Source organism: Ruegeria sp. AM5 (assembly GCF_056540645.1).
The window spans coordinates 246,882-265,650 of record NZ_JBQFXC010000001.1; the positions used below are offsets into that span (position 1 = coordinate 246,882).

Sequence of the window (18,769 nt, forward strand, 5' to 3'; positions counted from 1 at the left end):
GGCCGGGGGCTGAGGTTGGATATCAACCTGCTGATTTATGACGCTTTTGCGAGATTGCGCAGCACGTATTGCAGCACACCGCCGTTTTCGATGTATTCGATCTCGGGCGCGGTATCGATGCGGCACTTCAGGGTGATCGTCTTTTCGGTACCATCTCCGTAAATGATGGTGCAGGGCACTTCCTGCAGGGGCTCAACTGAATCCAACCCGTGGATCGATACGGTCTCATCACCTTTCAGACCCAGTGTCTTGCGGGTATCACCATCGGTGAATTCGAACGGTATGACGCCCATGCCCACCAAGTTTGAACGGTGGATGCGCTCAAAGCTTTCGGCGATCACTGCCTTGACGCCAAGCAGAGCTGTGCCCTTGGCCGCCCAGTCGCGTGACGAACCTGCACCGTACTGTTCGCCGCCAAAGACGACCAGCGGGGTGCCTTGCTCCTGATAGGCCATCGATGCTTCGTAGACCGAGGTTTGTTCACCATCCGGGCCTTTTGTATAACCGCCTTCGACGCCATCCAGCATCTCGTTCTTAACGCGGATATTAGCGAAGGTGCCACGCATCATGATCTCGTGGTTGCCACGGCGTGAGCCATACGAGTTGAATTCGCGCGGCTGAACCTGACGATCCGTCAGATACTTCCCGGCAGGTGTCGTTGTCGCAAACGAACCGGCGGGCGAGATATGGTCGGTGGTGATCATGTCGCCCAGGATCAGCAGAACCTTTGCACCATCGATATTCGAGATCGTGCCCGGCTCAGGCCCCATGCCTTGGAAATAGGGAGGGTTTTGAATGTAGGTTGACGTCGGTGGCCAATCATAGGTTTCCTGTTGTGGAACCTCGACCTCCTGCCATTTCTCGTCGCCTTTGAAGACATCGGCATATTTCGACTGGAACGCCTCGCGGGTCACGGTTGCCTCAACCAATTCGGCGATTTCGCTTTGGGTCGGCCAGATGTCTTTCATGTAGACATCGTTGCCGGCCTGATCCTGTCCAATCGGTTCCGAGGTCAGGTCGATGTCCAACGTACCAGCCAAAGCATAAACCACCACCAGCGGCGGTGAAGCCAGATAGTTGGCGCGCACGTCGGGCGAGATGCGGCCTTCAAAGTTGCGGTTGCCTGACAGCACCGAAGTGGCAACAAGATCGCCTTCGGCAATCGCTTCGCTGATTTCTCTTTGGATCGGACCCGAGTTGCCAATACAGGTGGTGCAGCCATAGCCAACAAGGTTGAAGCCGATCTTGTCCAGATCTTCCTGAAGACCTGCAGCCTCCAAGTAGGCGGACACAACCTGCGAGCCGGGCGCCAATGAGGTCTTTACCCACGGTTTGCGATCCAATCCCAGCGCGGCGGCTTTACGTGCAACGAGGCCCGCGCCGATCATCACATACGGGTTCGACGTGTTGGTGCAGGAGGTGATCGAGGCGATCACGACTTTGCCCGATTCCATGCCGTAGTTTTCGCCTTTGACCTCTATTTGTTTGCCCATCGGGCGTTTGAAGGTCTTGGCCATTTCCTTGGTGAATGCGGCCTTGGCGTCGGTTAGTGCGACATAATCCTGCGGCCGTTTCGGGCCCGAGATCGCAGGAACAATTGTGCCCATATCCAGCGACAGAGTGTCGGTGTAGATCGGCGCGTAATCGGCATCGCGCCAGAAGCCGTTTTCCTTGGCGTAGGCCTCGACCAATGCGATGCGGTCTTCGTCGCGTCCAGTATTTCGCATATAGCGCAAGGTCTCGCCGTCAATCGGGAAGAAACCACAGGTCGCGCCGTATTCGGGGGCCATGTTGGCAATGGTTGCGCGATCGGCCAAGGGCAAGCGGTCCAGACCTTCGCCGTAGAATTCAACGAATTTACCAACCACGCCTTTCTCGCGCAGCATCTCGACGACTTTCAGGACAAGGTCAGTTCCCGTTGTGCCTTCGACCATCGAACCGGTCAGTTCAAAACCCACAACCTCGGGGATCAGCATCGAGATCGGTTGACCCAGCATCGCTGCCTCGGCCTCGATTCCGCCAACGCCCCAACCCAGAACGGCCATGCCGTTGACCATGGTGGTGTGGCTGTCAGTACCAACAAGTGTATCGGGATAAGCGACTTCTTCGCCGCTTTGGTCCGTGTCTGTCCAGACGGTCTGCGCCAGGTATTCCAGGTTTACTTGGTGGCAGATTCCGGTGCCGGGAGGCACGACGCGGAAATTGTTGAACGCGTTCTGACCCCATTTCAGGAACTGATAGCGTTCCATGTTGCGCTCATATTCGCGGTCCACGTTCATCTGAAACGCGCGTGGGTTGCCGAACTCATCAATCATGACCGAGTGGTCGATGACCAGATCGACCGGGTTCAGCGGGTTGATCTTTTGCGCGTCCCCACCAAGGCCCTTGATGCCGTCGCGCATCGCTGCCAGATCCACCACGGCCGGAACTCCGGTAAAGTCTTGCATCAGAACCCGGGCAGGGCGATAGGCAATCTCACGTGGGTTCTTGCCACCGTTGGCACCCCATTCGGCAAAGGCTTTGATGTCATCGACGGAAACCGAGAACCCGTCATCTTCGAACCGCAGCATGTTTTCCAGAACCACTTTCAACGCGGCAGGCAGATTCGAAAAATCGCCTAAGCCTGCTTCTTGCGCGGCTGGAATCGAATAATAGGAAATGGATTTGCCATTCACGTTCAGGCTGCGGCGTGTCTTGGCGGTGTCCTGTCCGACCTTGATGGGCATCTGTGGCCTCCCTCTCAAATGACTTGGAATACGGGCTTCGCTAAGGGTTATCTGCATTACCACACCAGTTGTTTCAAGGTGAAACGGGCAGTTTGGGTGGTTTTTTGTATACCATTGCACACATTTTGTCGAAAGCTTGTGTCTGAGGTCTCAAGAAACCTTGATTGGCAGTTTATTCGGTTCCGACTTAAACCTTTCAGGCAATCATCCTCTATCGAGAGAAAACATGCTCAGATCAGTCGCTGCGACCGCGTTTGTTTCACTCTTTCTTGCTGCCCCGGCTCAGGCGCAGGATGATCCGGTGGTGGTCGAACTGTTCACCTCGCAGGGGTGCTCGTCCTGCCCGCCAGCGGACCGGATCATGCATGAATTGGCCAAGCGGGATGATGTAATCGGTCTGGCGTTGCATGTGGATTACTGGGACTACATTGGCTGGAAAGATGAATACGCCAATCCCGACCATACCGATCGACAGCGCGCCTATGCACGTGAAGGCGGGCGGACGATGATCTATACGCCGCAGATGGTTGTGAATGGGCAGCAGGATGTGGTTGGGGCCAAGTCAATTGAACTGAACCGGCTAATCGATGCACACCTGACTGCGCCGCCGGAGGCCGAGGTCAGTGCCACGCGTATCGCGAACGAAGTATCCATGAATGTCGTTCCGATCGAGTTACCAGACGACGAAACCTATGATGTTCGGATTGTGCAGTATTCGCCGATGCGTCGCACCTCGATCCGGCGTGGCGAATTGGCCGGACATGATCTGGATTATGCAAACGTGGTCGAGAATTGGCAGATTGCCGGTCGCTGGGATGGCCAAACACCGCAGAGTTTCACCGCAACATTGTCATCGGAATTGCCTGCCGTTGTACTGATCCAGCGCAGTGGCCATGGTCCGATCGTGGCCGCAGCGCGGGTTAAGTGATCAGGGCATATCCTTTGGCTGGACCCCCAGTCCCCTCCAGGACTTCCAGCGCCGATGAATCCAGAACCATTGTCCCATGTGCTGACGCACCATCACTTCCAGGTCGTCATTGGTGAACTGGGTCATGGTTTTGGCATCAGTATGCGGGACCGGGTCGTGCAGGACGATCTCAAAATCGATCCCGTTGGGTTGGCGCACTGCATAGCAGGGGATCAGCACAGCCTTGTATTTGATCGCAAGTTCCGCGTTCAGCACCGAGGTGACGGCGGGTTTGCCGAAAAAGGTCAGCTCCTCACCACCATGCGCATGCAGGTCGGATACAATGGCAATGATGCCTCCGCTTTTCAGTGAACGGACCATTTCGACCATACCTCGGCGGCCCTGTTCGAACATGGGCGACCCGGTCTGATAGAATGCCTCGACATACATGTCGTTGAAATATGGATTTGCCATGCGGCGATAGAGGCTGCCGATGGGTTTACCGCTGCGCGCCTGCAGCGCGACCCGCGCGGCCAGATAGTGCCCGAAATGCGCAGTGATCATCATCACTGGACGCCCTTCCGCCACGGCGGCATCAAATGCTTCGACCCCAGAACCTGATACCTTGGCCTTGCTTTGTCGCTCGATGAAACCGTCGGCTGAAAAATGCTCCATGATCGCGCGCCCGGCATTGTCAGGCACGGCGCGGCAGATGCGTTTGACCTCGGCCTCGGGCAGATCTGGGCAGGTGAGTTTCAGGTTGCGGCGCACGCGGGTTCGAAACCCGACAATGGGGGCAAGCCAGCGCACAATCGCGCCCATCGCTCCGATGCGGCGCTCATATGGCAGCAGGCGCATGCCGCGGATTACGCCGGTCAGAAACAGGTTGGCGACGTAGTATTTTCCAAGCTCAAATCGGCTTAGTTCCGACTTTTCGACGGGCATGGGGAGAGACACCTGAGCGTTGTGAACTGCGCGACGAGACATACAGGCCCCATCGTGCGATCACAAGTGGTCGCGCCTTGCCGGACTATTCTGCATTCTCCTCAGCCTCGACCAGTGCGATCGCGCCCTCGTCCAAAAGCGCGCGGATGGCTGCAACGATCTGCGACATCGCATCTTCACTGTCGGATTGTTTGACCTTGCCACGTTCGGCCATTTCTTCCCGTAAGTTGTCCGCCATGCGAGAGGACATGTTGGCTAGGAAGAACTCGACCGTGGCAAGGTCTTCGTCGCTATTGGCTCCGGCCAACGCCGTGGTGAGAACGGGTTGATCCACACCGCGCAGAATCGCTGGAACATCGCGGGGTTGGATGCGCGAGGGCACATGCGAAAAGATGAATATCGATTGCCGGACGGTATCGGCAAAATCGGAGTCTTCTTCGTCCAGCGCGGTCAGCAAACCATCACGCGTCGCCGCGGCCGACTGGTTGAGGATCGCGCCCACACGCTCACCCGGCCCATCCCGAAAGGCGGGCTCGGGGCGTTGATCCAGCTGAGCGGCCAAGGACCATCCGATCCGCTCAACCGCCTCGGGCGTCACGTTGGCCGTTTTCGATACAGCATAGGTTATCCGTCGCGCTGTGGGGCCGGGCAGGTGGCCCAACAACTGGGCAGCCTTGGCGGTTTCGAGTTTCGACAGCATAACGGCGGCGACTTCGGTGCTTTCAGCTTTGGCCATCTCGGCCAGATCTTCTGAGGGTACTTCGCGCAAACGCTGCCATGGGTCACCGATCTGCCTCACGCCAGCTACCTTGCGCAGCCGGGCGGCGGTGGCTGGGGCGATCTTGCCGTTCACCGCGTCCAGAGCACTGGCAAGCCCATGGGGAAATGCAAGCCCTACGCCATCCAGCGCATCGGCAAATTCCTGCGCGACGGCGGCCAGCGTTACCCGGTCAACCAACCCCATCTGTCCAAGTTGGTGGGTAAGTTGTTCCTGCAGTGAATCAGGAAGCTCTTCCAGCGGGATATCCGCCCCCTCGTTCAGCAGCAGCCGAACCACAACTGCGGCTTTCTCTCGGTTGCTGAGGGCGCGCGGCACAACACGTGGCGCATCATCGTCTTGTTCAACGACCGGGGGTTGCGCGCCCGGCGTCATCTGCACCATTAGGTTCGTGTCCTGCATCTGCCTGCAATGCCTCATTCGCGTTGCAGGCAGAATAATGAGAGTCGGGTAAAGAAACCCTGAAACTCAGTAGCTATATGTCAGACCTGTTCTGATCGCTTCGCGCAGCGATGTCTCAGCCCATGTGCCTTCGCCACCACGCGCCTTGATCTCGCGCCATTGTGCGATGGCCAACTCGGTCTTGCCCTGGGTAACAAATCCCTGACCCATGTAGCTACGGGCGAGGATGTTGTCGGGGTTGGATTCAATTGCTTTCTGGTAAAACGCGTCAGCCAGTTTCAGCTCACCCATCTTGCGATAGGTGAACCCCCAATAGGTCTGCACCCGATCATCATCTTGATCCATGATACGCAGAATGCCCTGAGCATTTTCGTACTGCCCGTCGTAAGCCAACTCGCGCACGGCATCATACAGTTGGTCTTCGGTGAAATTTGTCTTGTTGGGTTTGACGCAGCGCCCGGCTGCCTCGTCATAGACGCGGCCAAACAGGCATTTCTTTGTGGTGTTGGTGGGCTTGGGCGGGCTGCTGTCCCCACCACCCGCAGCAATGGCCATGGGCGCGAAAGTAAAGGCCTGAAGAGCGATGGCCGAGGCTAGTACAAGACGCATTTTCCTACTCCGTTGTCAAAGAGACTTGTTACAATCATAGCTTGATCTTCAAAAAAGCTAACGATTGACTGATCGCTTTTATTCACAAGCAGGAAATAAAAATGTCAGCTATTGACGATTTTCATGCAGCTTTGGCTTTCGCTGTCCCAAATTGTGCCTTCAGCACAGGATTGGGTTTGCTTGGTGTTACCGTTACAGGCAAATCCGGCGGTGCCCGCACAGATAAGAGCAATTGCGCATAGAGCAGTTCGTAGCATCGAGTTTTCCTTTCGCGGAAACTGTGCCAACAGATTAACCGATTTTTGCCAATCTGGCAAAGACACAAGGCCCGGCTGCATTGAGCAAGCCGGGCCAAGTTTTTAGCACTGTTTGAGTTTGAATTATTCGCCGAATACGCGGGCGAAAATCGTATCTACATGTTTGGTATGGTAGCCGAGATCGAATTTCTCTTCGATTTCTTTCGGGCTCAGCGCGGCGGTGACATCGGCGTCGGCCAACAGTTCCTCTTTGAAGTCGGTGCGATGCTCCCAGACTTTCAGTGCGTTGCGCTGAACCATGGCATAGGCATCCTCGCGGCTTACACCAGCTTGGGTCAACGCCAACAGCACTCGTTGGCTCATGACAAGACCGGGGAACTTGTTCATGTTCTCGATCATGTTCTCGGGGAAGATCAGCATCTTGTCGATTACACCGGTCAATCGCGCGAGTGCAAAGTCCAGCGTGATAGTGGCATCCGGCCCGATCATGCGTTCGACCGAGGAATGCGAGATATCGCGCTCGTGCCACAGCGCCACGTTCTCCATCGCCGGGATCACGGCCGCACGCACCATGCGCGCAAGACCGGTCAGGTTCTCGGTCAGCACCGGGTTCTTCTTGTGCGGCATCGCGGATGAGCCTTTCTGACCCATCGAGAAGAACTCGGCCCCCTCCAGCACTTCGGTACGCTGCATGTGGCGGATTTCGATAGCGATGTTTTCGATGCTGCTGGCGATAACACCCAGTGTGGCGAAGAATGCGGCGTGTCGGTCGCGGGGAATGACCTGCGTGCTGATCGGTTCAGGCACCAGACCCAGCTTGTCGCACACATGCTCTTCAACCTGCGGGTCGATATTCGCAAACGTCCCGACCGCGCCGCTGATCGCTCCGGTGGCGATTTCCGCGCGGGCATCGCGCATCCGGGACAAGTTGCGGTCCATCTCGGCATAGAAGCGGGCAAAGGTCAGGCCCATTGTGGTGGGTTCGGCATGGATACCGTGGCTGCGACCGATGCGAACGGTGTCTTTATGCTCTATCGCGCGGCGTTTCAGGGCAGCCAACAGACCTTCAAGGTCTGCAATCAGCAGGTCGGCGGCGCGGGTCAGTTGCACATTGAAGCAAGTGTCCAGCACGTCCGAGGAGGTCATGCCCTGATGCACGAAACGAGCTTCCTCGCTACCCACATGTTCGGCCAGATGGGTCAGGAAGGCGATGACGTCGTGTTTGGTGACGGCTTCGATCTCGTCGATACGGGCGACATCAAACTCCACATCCTTGGCTTTCCACACGGCCTCGGCGTTTTCACGCGGGATCACGCCTAGATCGGCCATGGCGTCGCAGGCGTGCGCCTCGATCTCGTACCAAATGCGGAACTTGCTCTCGGGTGACCAGATGGCGACCATATCGGGGCGTGAATAGCGGGGAATCATTGGCGGCAGCACCTTTTTATGATTGGGATGAGGCGTTGGCGCGGGGTTTAGCCGCGCATTGACCAAGGAACAAGGCGCGAGTGCTGGGATGAGACGGTTTGCCCTGATTTTATTGCTTTGGCCCGGATTTGTGGCCGCCGACGAGTTTCAGCAACTGACGGGTGATGAGATTCTGATGGCGCTTGCTGGCAAGAAGCTCGACTATGGCGAGGGGATCACCCAGACCTTCGATAGCAATATGCAAACGCAGTACTTTTCAGGCCGCCCAAGTTCGGGACGATGGGCCGTTCGTGATGATCGCTATTGCTCGGTCTGGCCGCCTTCGGATTTCTGGGCTTGTTATGATGTTGAGCAAAGCGGTGAAACCATCCGGTTTGTGGATGATTCAGGCAATACAACTGACGGAATCTATTTGAAGTGAGCCTGCCCAGAAATATTTATGATTTCCAGGGGGTTTGGGACCTGAGCCGCCTCATCCGGGACGAGCGTGCAAGCCAGATCATTCAGGCCGAGGGTAAGGCAGAGCTTCGGCAAGATACCCAAGGGTTGGTCTATGATGAGACGGTCACGCTGCGTGTTCCGGGGCAGCCTGCAATGACGGGAACGCGTCGATACCTTTGGCGCGACGCCGGTGATCGGATCGCCATTCACTTTGATGATGATCGGTTTTTTCACGCACTTAAACTTGGCCAAACCCGGGTCAAGGATCATCACGATTGCCCGCCGGACAGCTATGATGCAGACTATGATTTCTCAGGATGGCCGCGCTGGACAGTCCGCTGGACTGTATCAGGACCGCGAAAATCCTATGAAATGGAGACCAAATACGCGCTGCGATAGCGTAATCATCTTGCAGCAACGGCCCGGAACGGGCATTGCTGCATGTGCAAATAAGTCCGAATGTGGAGAAATGAGATGAACGCAAACGTACTGGCCAATGCTTTTGGCCCGCGTGAGGGGACGGCGCTGCGCGTCAAGCAGGTGGCTCTGGTTGCCCTGGGTATCGTTGCTCTGGCCGTTGCAGCCAAAATCAAAGTGCCGATGTGGCCGGTTCCGATCACCATGGGCACATTCGCCGTTCTGACCATCGGCACCGCCTATGGCGCGCGCCTTGGCCTGATCACGATGCTGGGTTACCTGCTGGTTGGTGCTCTGGGCTTTGACGTGTTTGCAGGTTCCTCGGCCGAAAAATACGGCCTGACCTACATGATGGGTGGCACCGGCGGCTATCTGGTTGGTTACCTGATGGCGACCATTCTGCTGGGCGCACTGGCCGCGCGCGGCTGGGACCGTTCGGTCGGCAAGCTGGCGCTGGCGCTGGTACTGGCCAACGTGCTGATCTACGTGCCGGGACTGCTGTGGTTGGGTCAGCTGTATGGCTGGGACAAGCCGATCCTGGAATGGGGTCTGACACCGTTCCTGCTGGGTGACGCGATCAAGCTGGCGCTGGCCGCTCTGCTGATCCCTGGCCTGTGGAAGCTGCTGGGCGACGCACGCACCTGATAGCGCGCTCTTGCGCAAGACACACCCGCGTTCGGAGCTTTCCGGACGCGGGTTTTTTATTGTCTGCAGAACAGGATACTGGACAAAGTCAAACTGCATGGGCAACCTGACATCAGAAAACTGATCAGGTTATTGAGATATGCGTATTTTGTTAAGCTTGGTGCTTGCTGCAAGTGCCGTGACTTGGTTGGCTGTAACGCCTGTGCAAGCCGACACGCCCGTGACTTACACCGATGAAGGACGCGCCCTGTTCCGCTTTGAGGTTCCCGACTTTTGGACATTGCGTACCGGTGGCCCGCGTGAAATCGAGGATACCAATCTGGGCGATGCCCGTGCGGTTTCGCGCGTCATGGGGATCAGACCGGTGACCGACGATAATGTCTGGATGGGCTTCGTCTCACCATCACGGGTTTCCAGCATTCAGGGCGGGCTGAGCTATCTTGAGGATATCGACAAATTCCTCGTCAAAGACCCGACCGTGACCAGCACCAGCAATACAAGGATTGGTGGGCGGCCAGCCCACGTTATTCGAGGCACCGGCAATCGGGATGGGCGAGGCGTAAACTTTACCGCCACTGTGATCGACCTGCCGCGAGACCGTGTTGCGATTGGGGTTGCGATCCTGCGTGACGGGGCCGACCCGTCTTATGTTGATGCCTTGAACGCCGTTTTCGCGTCGTTCCGGTCTTTGCAGTAAGGAGGCTCGGATGACTCGCAAACTGTTAAAACGGTCTGTTCTGGCGCTGGGGTTGGGTACTGCAACGTTTACATTGTCCGCCTGCGATGGCGTGTCCGTCGGGGTAGGGTATGGCGTTGGGTATGACCCGTTCTACGACTCGATGCTGTGGAATGATTACTACCACGACCGTAACGTGAATGTAGATGTTGACATAAACCGCCCAGACCGGCCCGACCGCCCCGATCGACCGGTTCGTCCGACCCCTCCACCGCGGCCAAAGCCACCGATCGCCAAACCGCCGTCGCGTCCGCATCCCCCGGTGGCGCGTCCTCCGACGGCACGGCCACCAATTCACCGACCCTCACCGAGGCGCCGTTAAAAAAAGGGGGCAAAAGCCCCCTTCAATCATTATCATAAGCTGACAAAGGTGGTTTTCAGTCCAGCAGCTCAGTCGCGATATGGGCCGAGCCTTCAAGGGTTCGGTGCACGGGACATTTATCTGCGATCTCCAATAGCTTAGCACGTTGCGCGGCATCCAGCGGCCCTTGTAGCCGTATCTTGCGGCGGAACTGATCGACCTTGCCATCGCTGGCCAGTCCGGCGTCCTGCGCGTGTACCTTGTCGTGGCAGACATCGACGGTGATACCCGTCAGAGGCCATTTCTTGCGCCGCGCATACATGCGAATGGTCATCGAGGTACAGGCGCCCAATCCCGAGGACACAAATCCATAAGGGGACATGCCTCGGTCCGTTCCTCCGTACGAAGCGGGCTCGTCAGCGACCGCATGGTGGCGCGGGCCGGACTGGATGTCTTGCAGGAACCCTGCCGGGTCTGCCTCGGTCACGCGAACAACACCTTCCGGGGCACCGGGTGGTGGGGCGGGCGGGCACAGTTTGACGTATCTCGACACCCAAGCCGCAATGACATCCGCCGCGTAATCCGCATCAGCGGCGCGCGTGATCAGATGGTCGGCATCGTCCAGCGTGACAAAACTTTTTGGATGCTTCGCAGCCAGAAAGATGGTGCTGGCGTTGTCAATGCTGACCGTGTCATCGCGCGGTGCGTGCAGGATCAGAAGCGCTGCTTTCAAATCTGAAACGGCAGGGCTAAGCGCGGCCTCTGAAATGTCATCGACAAAAGCTTTGCCAATGCGGAACGGGCGACCGCCAAGCGAAACCTCTGCGCTGCCTTGCGCCTGAATCTCGGGCAGGGCGGCCTCGAAATGGTGTGATACGTGGCCCGGGTCAGCAGGCGCACCCAATGTGACGACCGCCTTGACCGACGGTATGCCAGCGCGTGCGCGCAGTACCGCAGCGCCGCCAAGTGAATGGCCGATAAGCAGGGCGGGGGCCATGTTGCGGCCGGACAGGTAGTGCGCTGCAGAGATCAGATCTTCGACATTTGAGGTGAATGTCGTATTCGCAAACTCTCCATCCGAGTGGCCAAGGCCTGTAAAATCAAACCTGAGCACGGCGATGCCCATCGCCGCCAAACGCGCCGAAATGCGCCGTGCGGCAGGTATGTCCTTAGAGCAGGTAAAGCAATGCGCAAACAAAGCCGTTGCCAATACCGGCCCGTCCGGCAGATCAAGGCGCGCGGCCAATTGGCTGCCGTCGTGACCGGCGAAAGTAATGCGTTCGGTGGGCATGATGAATCCTTGGTGGTCCGGGTTTCGACAATACTGTGTGCTGTGTGCGGTTCTCTCAACCCTTGTGTCAGTGGCGTAACGGGAAGGTGAGGGGGAGAGACCACGTAGCCCTTGGCGCGTCGCATCAACGCTTTGTTGGGGTTGGTTTTTGAATAATCAAAAAATGTGATGTAAGATCATATAAACATTCATTTTACTTATTTATTCTTGGACCCCAACTTGCAATCATCCTTCTTATCCAAAGCAGAGGTCAAAATGGCACATACAACATCTGCACCGCTAAGCCCGACACTCCACGCCGGAGTTCTGTTGGCAATTCTCGTGACTGGCGCAATTGGTTTTGCACTGGGACAAAGCTGGCCGCTGACCAATACGTCTGAGGACACGCCAACTCTCACCGCGCCTGAAGACTGGCACGGTAATGTCAGACGGTCCCACTGGTCGAACTAGGCCATAGCGCTTAGCCAGACCCCATCAACTGTGCGTCGAACGGATACTTCGTTAGGTTTTCATAGCCGTCTTCAGTGATCAGAACCTGATCTTCCAGCTTGATCGAGAAATCGCCGCCAACCTCGCCAACTGCCGCTTCGACGCACAACACCATTCCGGGTTCAAGTGGATAATCATAGGATCCCTCGACCGCCTTGTCGGGATAGGCCACCAAGGGCCATTCATCGCACAATCCAACTCCATGCATCAGGCAGCCGTATTTCTGTGCCTGAAACTTGTCATCCAGCCGATGGGCATTCGCGGTTAGTTCCGGGATCATGACGCCTGGTTTCAGCATTTCCATGTTGGTCATGATGTGCTCATGCGCGTGCTGCATGGCATAAATCATATCCGCACGTGGCTTTTGATCGCCGATCCACCAGGTTCGTGAGATGTCGACGCAAATGCCGTAAGAACCAATCAGGTCGGTATCAAACGCGATGATTTCATTTTGCCGCGTGATGCGCGGGCCGCATTCCTGAAACCAGGGATTGGTGCGCTGGCCCGAGGCAAGCAGGCGGGTCTCGATCCATTCACCACCGCGCCGGATGTTTTCAGCATGTAGCACTGCCCAAATGTCATCCTCGGATGTCTTCCCGTCTCCGACATTGATACGTGCGAAGCGCTCCATTTCGGCCACAGCGGTCTCGCAGGCGTGGCTGGCGCAGCGCATGGCGAGGATTTCGTCTGGGCCTTTGATGGCACGGGTTTTCTCGGTAAGCTCTTCGCCCTCCATCACCTCGAACCCCTGAGCCTCAAGCGCGCGCAGGCCGTGCAGCATGATCTTGTCGACACCCAGCCGCATGTTGCCGCTGCCATGTTCTTCGATCAGGTCGCGCACCTCGTTTGAAAACACATCTGCGGCAACGTCAATCTTGTCGCCCCGGTCGAAATAGAACAGATCCGCGCCCGAGCGCTGCTCGCGCACCAGCGGGTTGAATTTCGACAAGAACGGAGAGTTCTTGTAGTCCCAGATCACCATATATCCGTCAGCGCAAACCAGAACGGCCCGGAACGGGTTATGGGTATTCCAGAGCTGCATGTTGGTGCTGTCAGTCGCATAGCGGATATTCAGGGGGTCAAACAGCAGGATCCCGCCCCAATCGCGCTGCACGATGGCCTGAGTGAGGCGTTTCCAGCGGTATTTACGCATCTGTTCTAGATTGGGCAGGCTAAGCCCGGCAGCGGCCCATTCGTCAAAGGCAAGCTGTGTCGGTCCGATCTCGATCCTGTCATTGTCGTTCGGTGTCCCGTCCCCGAGGGTGGCGCCCCGGGTCGGGTCAATCTTACGGGTGTCACGATATGGTGTGTTCACGGTTGGACCTTTCTGCTTGCCTGCCCAACCTGCAAATCCAGATGCGCTGCGTCTTCTAGGTTTGCGACCGTCTTCTGGTCGCTTTTTGACCGACAGCGCCAGAGCAGGGTGCTATGCCTCGACTATGACCGTGATATTACAGCAAGCCATTCCCTATGATCCACTCGCCCAAAACCCGCTGCCTGGCATTAAGCCTGCGGACCCCAGGGCCTGGTTGCATCGCGACGATGCATTTTCTGCCCAGATGCAACGACGCGCGGCGCTGTTGGCGCAGCAAAAACAGGATGTCTTGGCGCAAAGCCCCGAGGCGTTGGCACCCGCGCAGGAGTTGCTGGAACTGGTCATTCAGCAAGTTTATCCGAATGTCTCCGATCACGTTGTGCGGCCCGACGGTGTACGGGTTGAGGTTGACCGGGAACGCCCGTTGGAAACGCTATGCCATTTGGTGCAAGAGGATTTCTGCATTCTGCAGAAACACGATGACGAGCATGTTTTGACTGGCGCGATCCTGTGCTTTCCCGCAAGCTGGATGCTGTCAGAAAAGTTCATGCGCCCGTTGATTGGGATCCATGAACCGGTTGACGCCTACGACGCCAATATTGCCCGTAGAGTTCAACGTTTGTTTGACGGCATTCAGCCCAACCGGCCACTTTGGCGGTTCAATGCGCTTTGGTACAATGATGCCGAATTGTTCCAACCGCGTAGTCTCATGCAGCGACGCACGCCGCAGGACGAAAATTCGGCCCGATATCTGCGTAGTGAACGTCAGACTCTCTTGCGTTTACCTGAGACAAACGCAGTGGTGTTCGCGATCCACACTTATGTAATGGCCGCTGATCAGGTCCTTAAAATGGAAAACCCCGCCTGACGGCGGGGCCTCCAAGGAGGGTCTTGGGTAATTTGATTACATGCCAATCGCGCTGGCGACCTCGGCAAAAGCATTCGTAGCGTTCAGGCCAAAAATCGCTGTGGTAAAAGCCAGAACCTGAGTGTTGAGGCGGAAATCCTCACCCCGGATCAGATTGACTGCTGCCAGGGATATGGCAATCGGCGTCGATATGCTTGCCACAGCACCAGTCATGCCCCAGCTGGTCAGTCGCAGAATATCGCTTGGGCGTTCCGTTTCGTCCTCGGACTGGTGAATGTTGCCGGCGGGCAGGGGAGCGTCAGCCTCGGTCCGGAAGGCGATACTGAGCAGTTGGTCGTCACTTAGCTTGATCGGACGCGGCTTGGCGTGTTTGGTCTGTGTATTTTCCGCATCAGGATCGGGCAGATCGAGCCCCGCAAATGGGCCGCTGACTGCTTCGAATATCTGCTTTCGGTTCCGGGCGTTGCGCGGCGCAATTGAATCAAAGGCACTCATGAATTGTTCGATGGTGAGAACCGTTTTGGGCGACAACCATTCGACACGACGGGTCGTGCAGATGTCGACCATTCGGTACAGGATCACCACAAGCATCAACTCGGATATTTCACTGTCATCGAGCAGTTTTGACACCGGACAAATCGAGATCGTCAGCCGGTTTCCCGGCAGCGTAACCGCAGCACGCGGCATAGTTTTGAGACCAGCGGTTCGATCCATCCGCTCATGGTGGTTGTGATCTACTTGGGTTGGTTCCGAGTCCAATGTCAGACGCACGAGATATTGGCTGCTGACAATACTGGCCTCCGATGCGCTAAGAAGCGTCTTGCGCTCGACCAGATGGCCATAGTCACCCAGCGTCGTCGAGACGACCTCGCACAGACGCTCAAGCGCGCCATCTGCCGACCCGTCAAACTGGAGGCCACCGTGGTAACTATGCTTTGCAGTCACAGCATGTTCCTTTGCTGTCATAATCTTCACAACAAATTAACAGGCGAAATGGCGCAAATTTTGACCAAAATGGAAAAAAGTCGAAATATTCCAAGATTGATTACGCTTTGGAAACCAAGAAAATCGGGGTTTCCTTAAATCTATGTGGCAACAATGTGGCCGAATTCAGGTGCTCTGACGTCAAGCCTATGACTGCCCTAGTTGTCGATTCGCGCCGCCATGATTGCAATGGATTGCTGGTAGACCGAGGCCGCATTCCATTGCTGTATGACCGCAAAATTCGGCTCTCCGGGTTGATAGCCGCGACCGGGCTTCCACCCTTTCTTACGTAGAAAATTCGCGGTCGAGGCGAGCGCGTCGGTCATGTTATAAAAATCGACCCGACCGTCACCGGTGGCGTCCACACCATAGGTCAGGGCGTTGCCGGGCAGGAACTGTGTATGCCCCAGCTCGCCATGTTTTGCCCCTTTTGTCGCCATCGTAAGGGTACCTTGGTCAACCAGTTTTAAGGCGCCGATAGCGTGCGGGATGAAGAATTCGGACCGGCGACAATCATAGGCTAATGTCGTGATTGCGGAAACAACCTGACTATCGCCCATGAAACCTCCAAAGCCGGTTTCCATGCCGTGAATGGCAATTAGCACACCCGCCGGTACGCCATATTGACGCTCGAGCGCGGCGTAAAACTGCGGATTGCGAGCTTTGCGCTTGCGCCCTTGCGCAACGATGGTGTTTGCCCCGCGCACCTGCATGAATTTGTCCAATGAGTATTTAAAGCTCTTCTGATTGCGATCCGCGGCAATCGTACGTGTTGCATATTGCGTTTGTGCGAGCGCCTGCAGACCCTTCTTTTTCACACCCGCTCGTTTGGCGGTTTTGGCAAAGTCGGCTTTCCAGGCCTCGAACCCGCTGCTGGTATTCCCACAAGGGGCGGACAGTGCCACCGAGGGCAGAAGGAACGCGAGTGCAGCGTAAAGGCGAAGACGAGGCATAGAGGAAATCCGAGTGCTGAAAAAACTACGCTCAGCCTAAGCCGAGTTCGACCTACCGCAAAGTGGTTTAATAGAGATCAAGCTCGTCTGTGCCTTTCAGGGATTCGAACCATTCATCCGGGGTTTTGTCGATCTTGGCATGTTTGACCATCATCGCGTTCATATTTGGCAGACTGGATGAGTCCGGCCATTCATCGGGGTGCCACAGGTTTGATCGAATGATGCATTTGGGACAGTGCGCAAAGACGGTTTCGACATGGATTAACAGGGCCAGCTTGGGCACGCGTCCACCGACGGCCATGTTTGAAAGAAGTTCGGGATCTGCGCTAATTCTCGCGGATCCCCGCAGGCGCAGAGTTTCCAATTTTCCGGGGACAAAGAATATCACGCTGACGCGCTGATCTTTCAGCACATTATGAAACGTATCCACGCGCTTGTTCCCAGGCCGGTCCGGGATCGCAATCATCGAGTTCGAGAGCACCTGCACAAACCCCGCAGGATCGCCACGAGGCGAAATATCGAGATGCCCATCGGGATTGGCCGAAGCGATCAGGCAGAACGAGGACATGCCGATGAAGTCTCGACACATCTCATCAAGTGCAGGCAATTCCTTTGCAATGATCTGCGGCAAGGGTTGCCCGCAAATGCGTTCCAGATCTTTTTCCGAGGTTACAAGTCCTGAATACTCAGAAAAGAGTTTGTCGCTTGCGGGCATGTGCTCTCTCCGCCTGATGTTGAGCTCAAATTTTGAAAGATCATCATCGATCCGTCAAATCTCGCGGAGATACAGAAAAAGGGGCGCCCGATGGGCGCCCCCTGAGAATTTTCGTCGAAAATTCTTAATCAGCAGCTGTAGTACATGCCGTACTCAACCGGGTGAGGTGTGTGCTCGTAGGTTTCTACCTCTTCCATCTTCAGCGCGATGTAGCCGTCGATCTGGTCTTTGGTGAACACGTCGCCTTGCAGCAGGAAGTCGTGATCAGATGCCAGCGCTTCCAGAGCTTCGCGCAGGCTGCCGCAGACGGTCGGGATGTCGGCCAGTTCTTCGGCAGGAAGATCGTACAGGTTCTTGTCCATGGCTTCGCCCGGATCGATCTTGTTCTTGATGCCGTCCAGACCGGCCATCAGCAGCGCGGCGAACGCCAGATAGGGGTTTGCGGCCGGATCGGGGAAGCGGGCCTCGACGCGCTTGGCTTTCGGGCTTTCGGTCCACGGAATACGCACGCAGCCTGAACGGTTGCGGGCCGAATAGGCGCGCAAGACGGGGGCTTCGAAACCTGGGATCAGACGCTTGTAGCTGTTGGTCGCCGGGTTGGTGAAGGCGTTCAGCGTTTTGGCGTGCTTCAGGATGCCGCCGATGAAGTACAGCGCCTCATCAGACAGGTCGGCGTATTTGTCGCCCGCGAACAGCGGCTTGCCGTCTTTCCAGATCGACATGTTCACGTGCATGCCGGTGCCGTTGTCACCTGCGATTGGCTTCGGCATAAAGGTCGCCGATTTGCCATAGGCATGTGCAACATTGTGGATCACGTACTTGTATTTCTGAAGCTCGTCGGCCTGCTTGGTCAGGCTGTCGAAGATCAGGCCCAGTTCGTGCTGACACGATGCAACCTCATGGTGGTGCTTGTCGACCTTCATGCCCAGACGCTTCATGGTCGACAGCATTTCCGATCGCAGGTCCTGCGCTTCGTCAACGGGGTTTACGGGGAAGTAACCACCTTTAACGCCCGGACGATGGCCCATGTTGCCCATCTCGTATTCGGTGTCGGTGTTCCACGATGCATCAGTCGCATCAACTTCGTAGGATACCTTGTTGATACTGTTCGAAAAACGAACGTCATCAAAGAGGAAAAATTCGGCCTCAGGACCCATATAGGCCACATCACCAATACCGGAAGCCTTCAGGTACGCTTCGGCTTTCTGAGCAGTGCCTCGCGGGTCACGCTCATAGGCTTCACCAGTGTCAGGCTCCACAACCGAGCAGTGCAGGCAGATGGTCTTTTCCGCATAGAACGGATCGACATAGGCGCTGTCGGTGTCGGGCATCAGTTTCATGTCGGAAGCTTCAATCGACTTCCAGCCCGCGATGGACGAACCGTCGAACATAAAGCCCTCTTCCAGGAAGTCCTCATCGACCTGATCGGACATGATGGTGACGTGCTGAAGTTTGCCGCGCGGGTCGGTAAAGCGGATGTCGACGTATTCGGCGTCTTCATCACGGATCAGCTGAAGAACTGCGTCCTTGCTCATACTATTTGTTCCTCTGATTTGAAGATT

The 18,769-nt window shown here is 56.5% G+C and carries 19 protein-coding genes; 8 read left to right on the forward strand and 11 right to left on the reverse strand.

The window, feature by feature from the left end; all coding sequences use genetic code 11:
- Positions 1-35: 35 nt before the first annotated feature.
- Positions 36-2,726 carry an aconitate hydratase AcnA gene (gene acnA, locus ACR0AH_RS01255; protein WP_480589988.1) on the reverse strand — a complete coding sequence of 897 codons (2,691 nt, stop codon included), beginning with the start codon at positions 2,724-2,726 and terminating at the stop codon, positions 36-38.
- Positions 2,727-2,952: 226 nt separating this feature from the next.
- On the opposite strand from acnA, the gene ACR0AH_RS01260 reads away from it, so the two are divergent.
- Positions 2,953-3,654 (forward strand): DUF1223 domain-containing protein, encoded by a 702-nt coding sequence (locus ACR0AH_RS01260; RefSeq protein WP_170512892.1) that lies wholly within the window; start codon positions 2,953-2,955, stop codon positions 3,652-3,654.
- Here ACR0AH_RS01260 and ACR0AH_RS01265 read toward each other — a convergent pair whose 3' ends face one another.
- The 4 genes from ACR0AH_RS01265 to purB form a co-directional block, all read right to left on the reverse strand.
- Positions 3,655-4,578 carry a lysophospholipid acyltransferase family protein gene (locus ACR0AH_RS01265; RefSeq protein WP_480589990.1) on the reverse strand — a complete coding sequence of 308 codons (924 nt, stop codon included), beginning with the start codon at positions 4,576-4,578 and terminating at the stop codon, positions 3,655-3,657. It lies immediately after the preceding gene.
- An 85-nt stretch (positions 4,579-4,663) separates the two neighbouring features.
- Entirely contained in the window at positions 4,664-5,731 is a 1,068-nt protein-coding gene (locus ACR0AH_RS01270; RefSeq protein WP_480590833.1) for a flagellar motor switch protein FliG, read from the reverse strand.
- 93 nt (positions 5,732-5,824) lie between these two features.
- Positions 5,825-6,367 (reverse strand): hypothetical protein, encoded by a 543-nt coding sequence (locus ACR0AH_RS01275; protein ID WP_170403198.1) that lies wholly within the window; start codon positions 6,365-6,367, stop codon positions 5,825-5,827.
- Between the two features lie 380 nt (positions 6,368-6,747).
- Positions 6,748-8,052 (reverse strand): adenylosuccinate lyase, encoded by a 1,305-nt coding sequence (gene purB / locus ACR0AH_RS01280; RefSeq protein WP_170396410.1) that lies wholly within the window; start codon positions 8,050-8,052, stop codon positions 6,748-6,750.
- A 58-nt stretch (positions 8,053-8,110) separates the two neighbouring features.
- Here purB and ACR0AH_RS01285 point away from each other — a divergent pair, with 58 nt between their 5' ends.
- The 5 genes from ACR0AH_RS01285 (at position 8,111) to ACR0AH_RS01305 (ending at position 10,613) form a co-directional block, all read left to right on the forward strand.
- Positions 8,111-8,473, forward strand: coding sequence for a hypothetical protein (locus tag ACR0AH_RS01285; protein ID WP_170734812.1), 363 nt, complete (start codon positions 8,111-8,113; stop codon positions 8,471-8,473).
- The gene (locus ACR0AH_RS01290; protein ID WP_480589992.1) at positions 8,470-8,892 is read left to right on the forward strand and encodes a DUF6314 family protein; all 423 of its coding nucleotides are present in this window, start codon (positions 8,470-8,472) and stop codon (positions 8,890-8,892) included. The genes ACR0AH_RS01285 and ACR0AH_RS01290 overlap by 4 nt, the downstream gene beginning before the upstream one ends.
- 75 nt (positions 8,893-8,967) lie before the next feature.
- Complete coding sequence (locus tag ACR0AH_RS01295; protein WP_170396416.1) at positions 8,968-9,555, forward strand: biotin transporter BioY; 588 nt, start codon at positions 8,968-8,970, stop codon at positions 9,553-9,555.
- A gap of 139 nt (positions 9,556-9,694) precedes the next feature.
- A complete protein-coding gene (locus ACR0AH_RS01300; protein WP_170511968.1) occupies positions 9,695-10,252 on the forward strand; it encodes a hypothetical protein in 558 nt (185 codons plus the stop codon).
- A gap of 10 nt (positions 10,253-10,262) precedes the next feature.
- Positions 10,263-10,613, forward strand: coding sequence for a hypothetical protein (locus tag ACR0AH_RS01305; RefSeq protein ID WP_170511970.1), 351 nt, complete (start codon positions 10,263-10,265; stop codon positions 10,611-10,613).
- A gap of 55 nt (positions 10,614-10,668) precedes the next feature.
- On the opposite strand, the gene ACR0AH_RS01310 is transcribed toward ACR0AH_RS01305, so the two are convergent.
- A complete protein-coding gene (locus ACR0AH_RS01310; RefSeq protein ID WP_480589995.1) occupies positions 10,669-11,883 on the reverse strand; it encodes a bifunctional alpha/beta hydrolase/OsmC family protein in 1,215 nt (404 codons plus the stop codon).
- Between the two features lie 255 nt (positions 11,884-12,138).
- Here ACR0AH_RS01310 and ACR0AH_RS01315 point away from each other — a divergent pair, with 255 nt between their 5' ends.
- On the forward strand, positions 12,139-12,333 hold the full coding sequence (locus tag ACR0AH_RS01315) for a hypothetical protein (protein ID WP_170396424.1): 195 nt from the start codon (positions 12,139-12,141) through the stop codon (positions 12,331-12,333).
- A gap of 10 nt (positions 12,334-12,343) precedes the next feature.
- Here the strand turns inward: ACR0AH_RS01315 and dddP are convergent, their stop codons facing one another.
- Entirely contained in the window at positions 12,344-13,687 is a 1,344-nt protein-coding gene (gene dddP, locus ACR0AH_RS01320) for a dimethylsulfonioproprionate lyase DddP (RefSeq protein WP_480589997.1), read from the reverse strand.
- A gap of 124 nt (positions 13,688-13,811) precedes the next feature.
- Here dddP and ACR0AH_RS01325 point away from each other — a divergent pair, with 124 nt between their 5' ends.
- Complete coding sequence (locus tag ACR0AH_RS01325; protein WP_480589999.1) at positions 13,812-14,555, forward strand: heme-dependent oxidative N-demethylase family protein; 744 nt, start codon at positions 13,812-13,814, stop codon at positions 14,553-14,555.
- Positions 14,556-14,591: 36 nt separating this feature from the next.
- Here ACR0AH_RS01325 and ACR0AH_RS01330 read toward each other — a convergent pair whose 3' ends face one another.
- From ACR0AH_RS01330 to glnA, 4 genes are all read right to left on the reverse strand, one after another.
- A complete protein-coding gene (locus ACR0AH_RS01330; RefSeq protein ID WP_480438669.1) occupies positions 14,592-15,500 on the reverse strand; it encodes a hypothetical protein in 909 nt (302 codons plus the stop codon).
- 197 nt (positions 15,501-15,697) lie between these two features.
- A complete protein-coding gene (locus ACR0AH_RS01335) occupies positions 15,698-16,492 on the reverse strand; it encodes a lytic murein transglycosylase (protein ID WP_170396432.1) in 795 nt (264 codons plus the stop codon).
- Between the two features lie 67 nt (positions 16,493-16,559).
- Entirely contained in the window at positions 16,560-17,207 is a 648-nt protein-coding gene (locus tag ACR0AH_RS01340) for an MSMEG_1061 family FMN-dependent PPOX-type flavoprotein (RefSeq protein WP_170396434.1), read from the reverse strand.
- A gap of 128 nt (positions 17,208-17,335) precedes the next feature.
- Complete coding sequence (gene glnA, locus ACR0AH_RS01345; RefSeq protein ID WP_170396436.1) at positions 17,336-18,742, reverse strand: type I glutamate--ammonia ligase; 1,407 nt, start codon at positions 18,740-18,742, stop codon at positions 17,336-17,338.
- Positions 18,743-18,769: the final 27 nt, after the last annotated feature.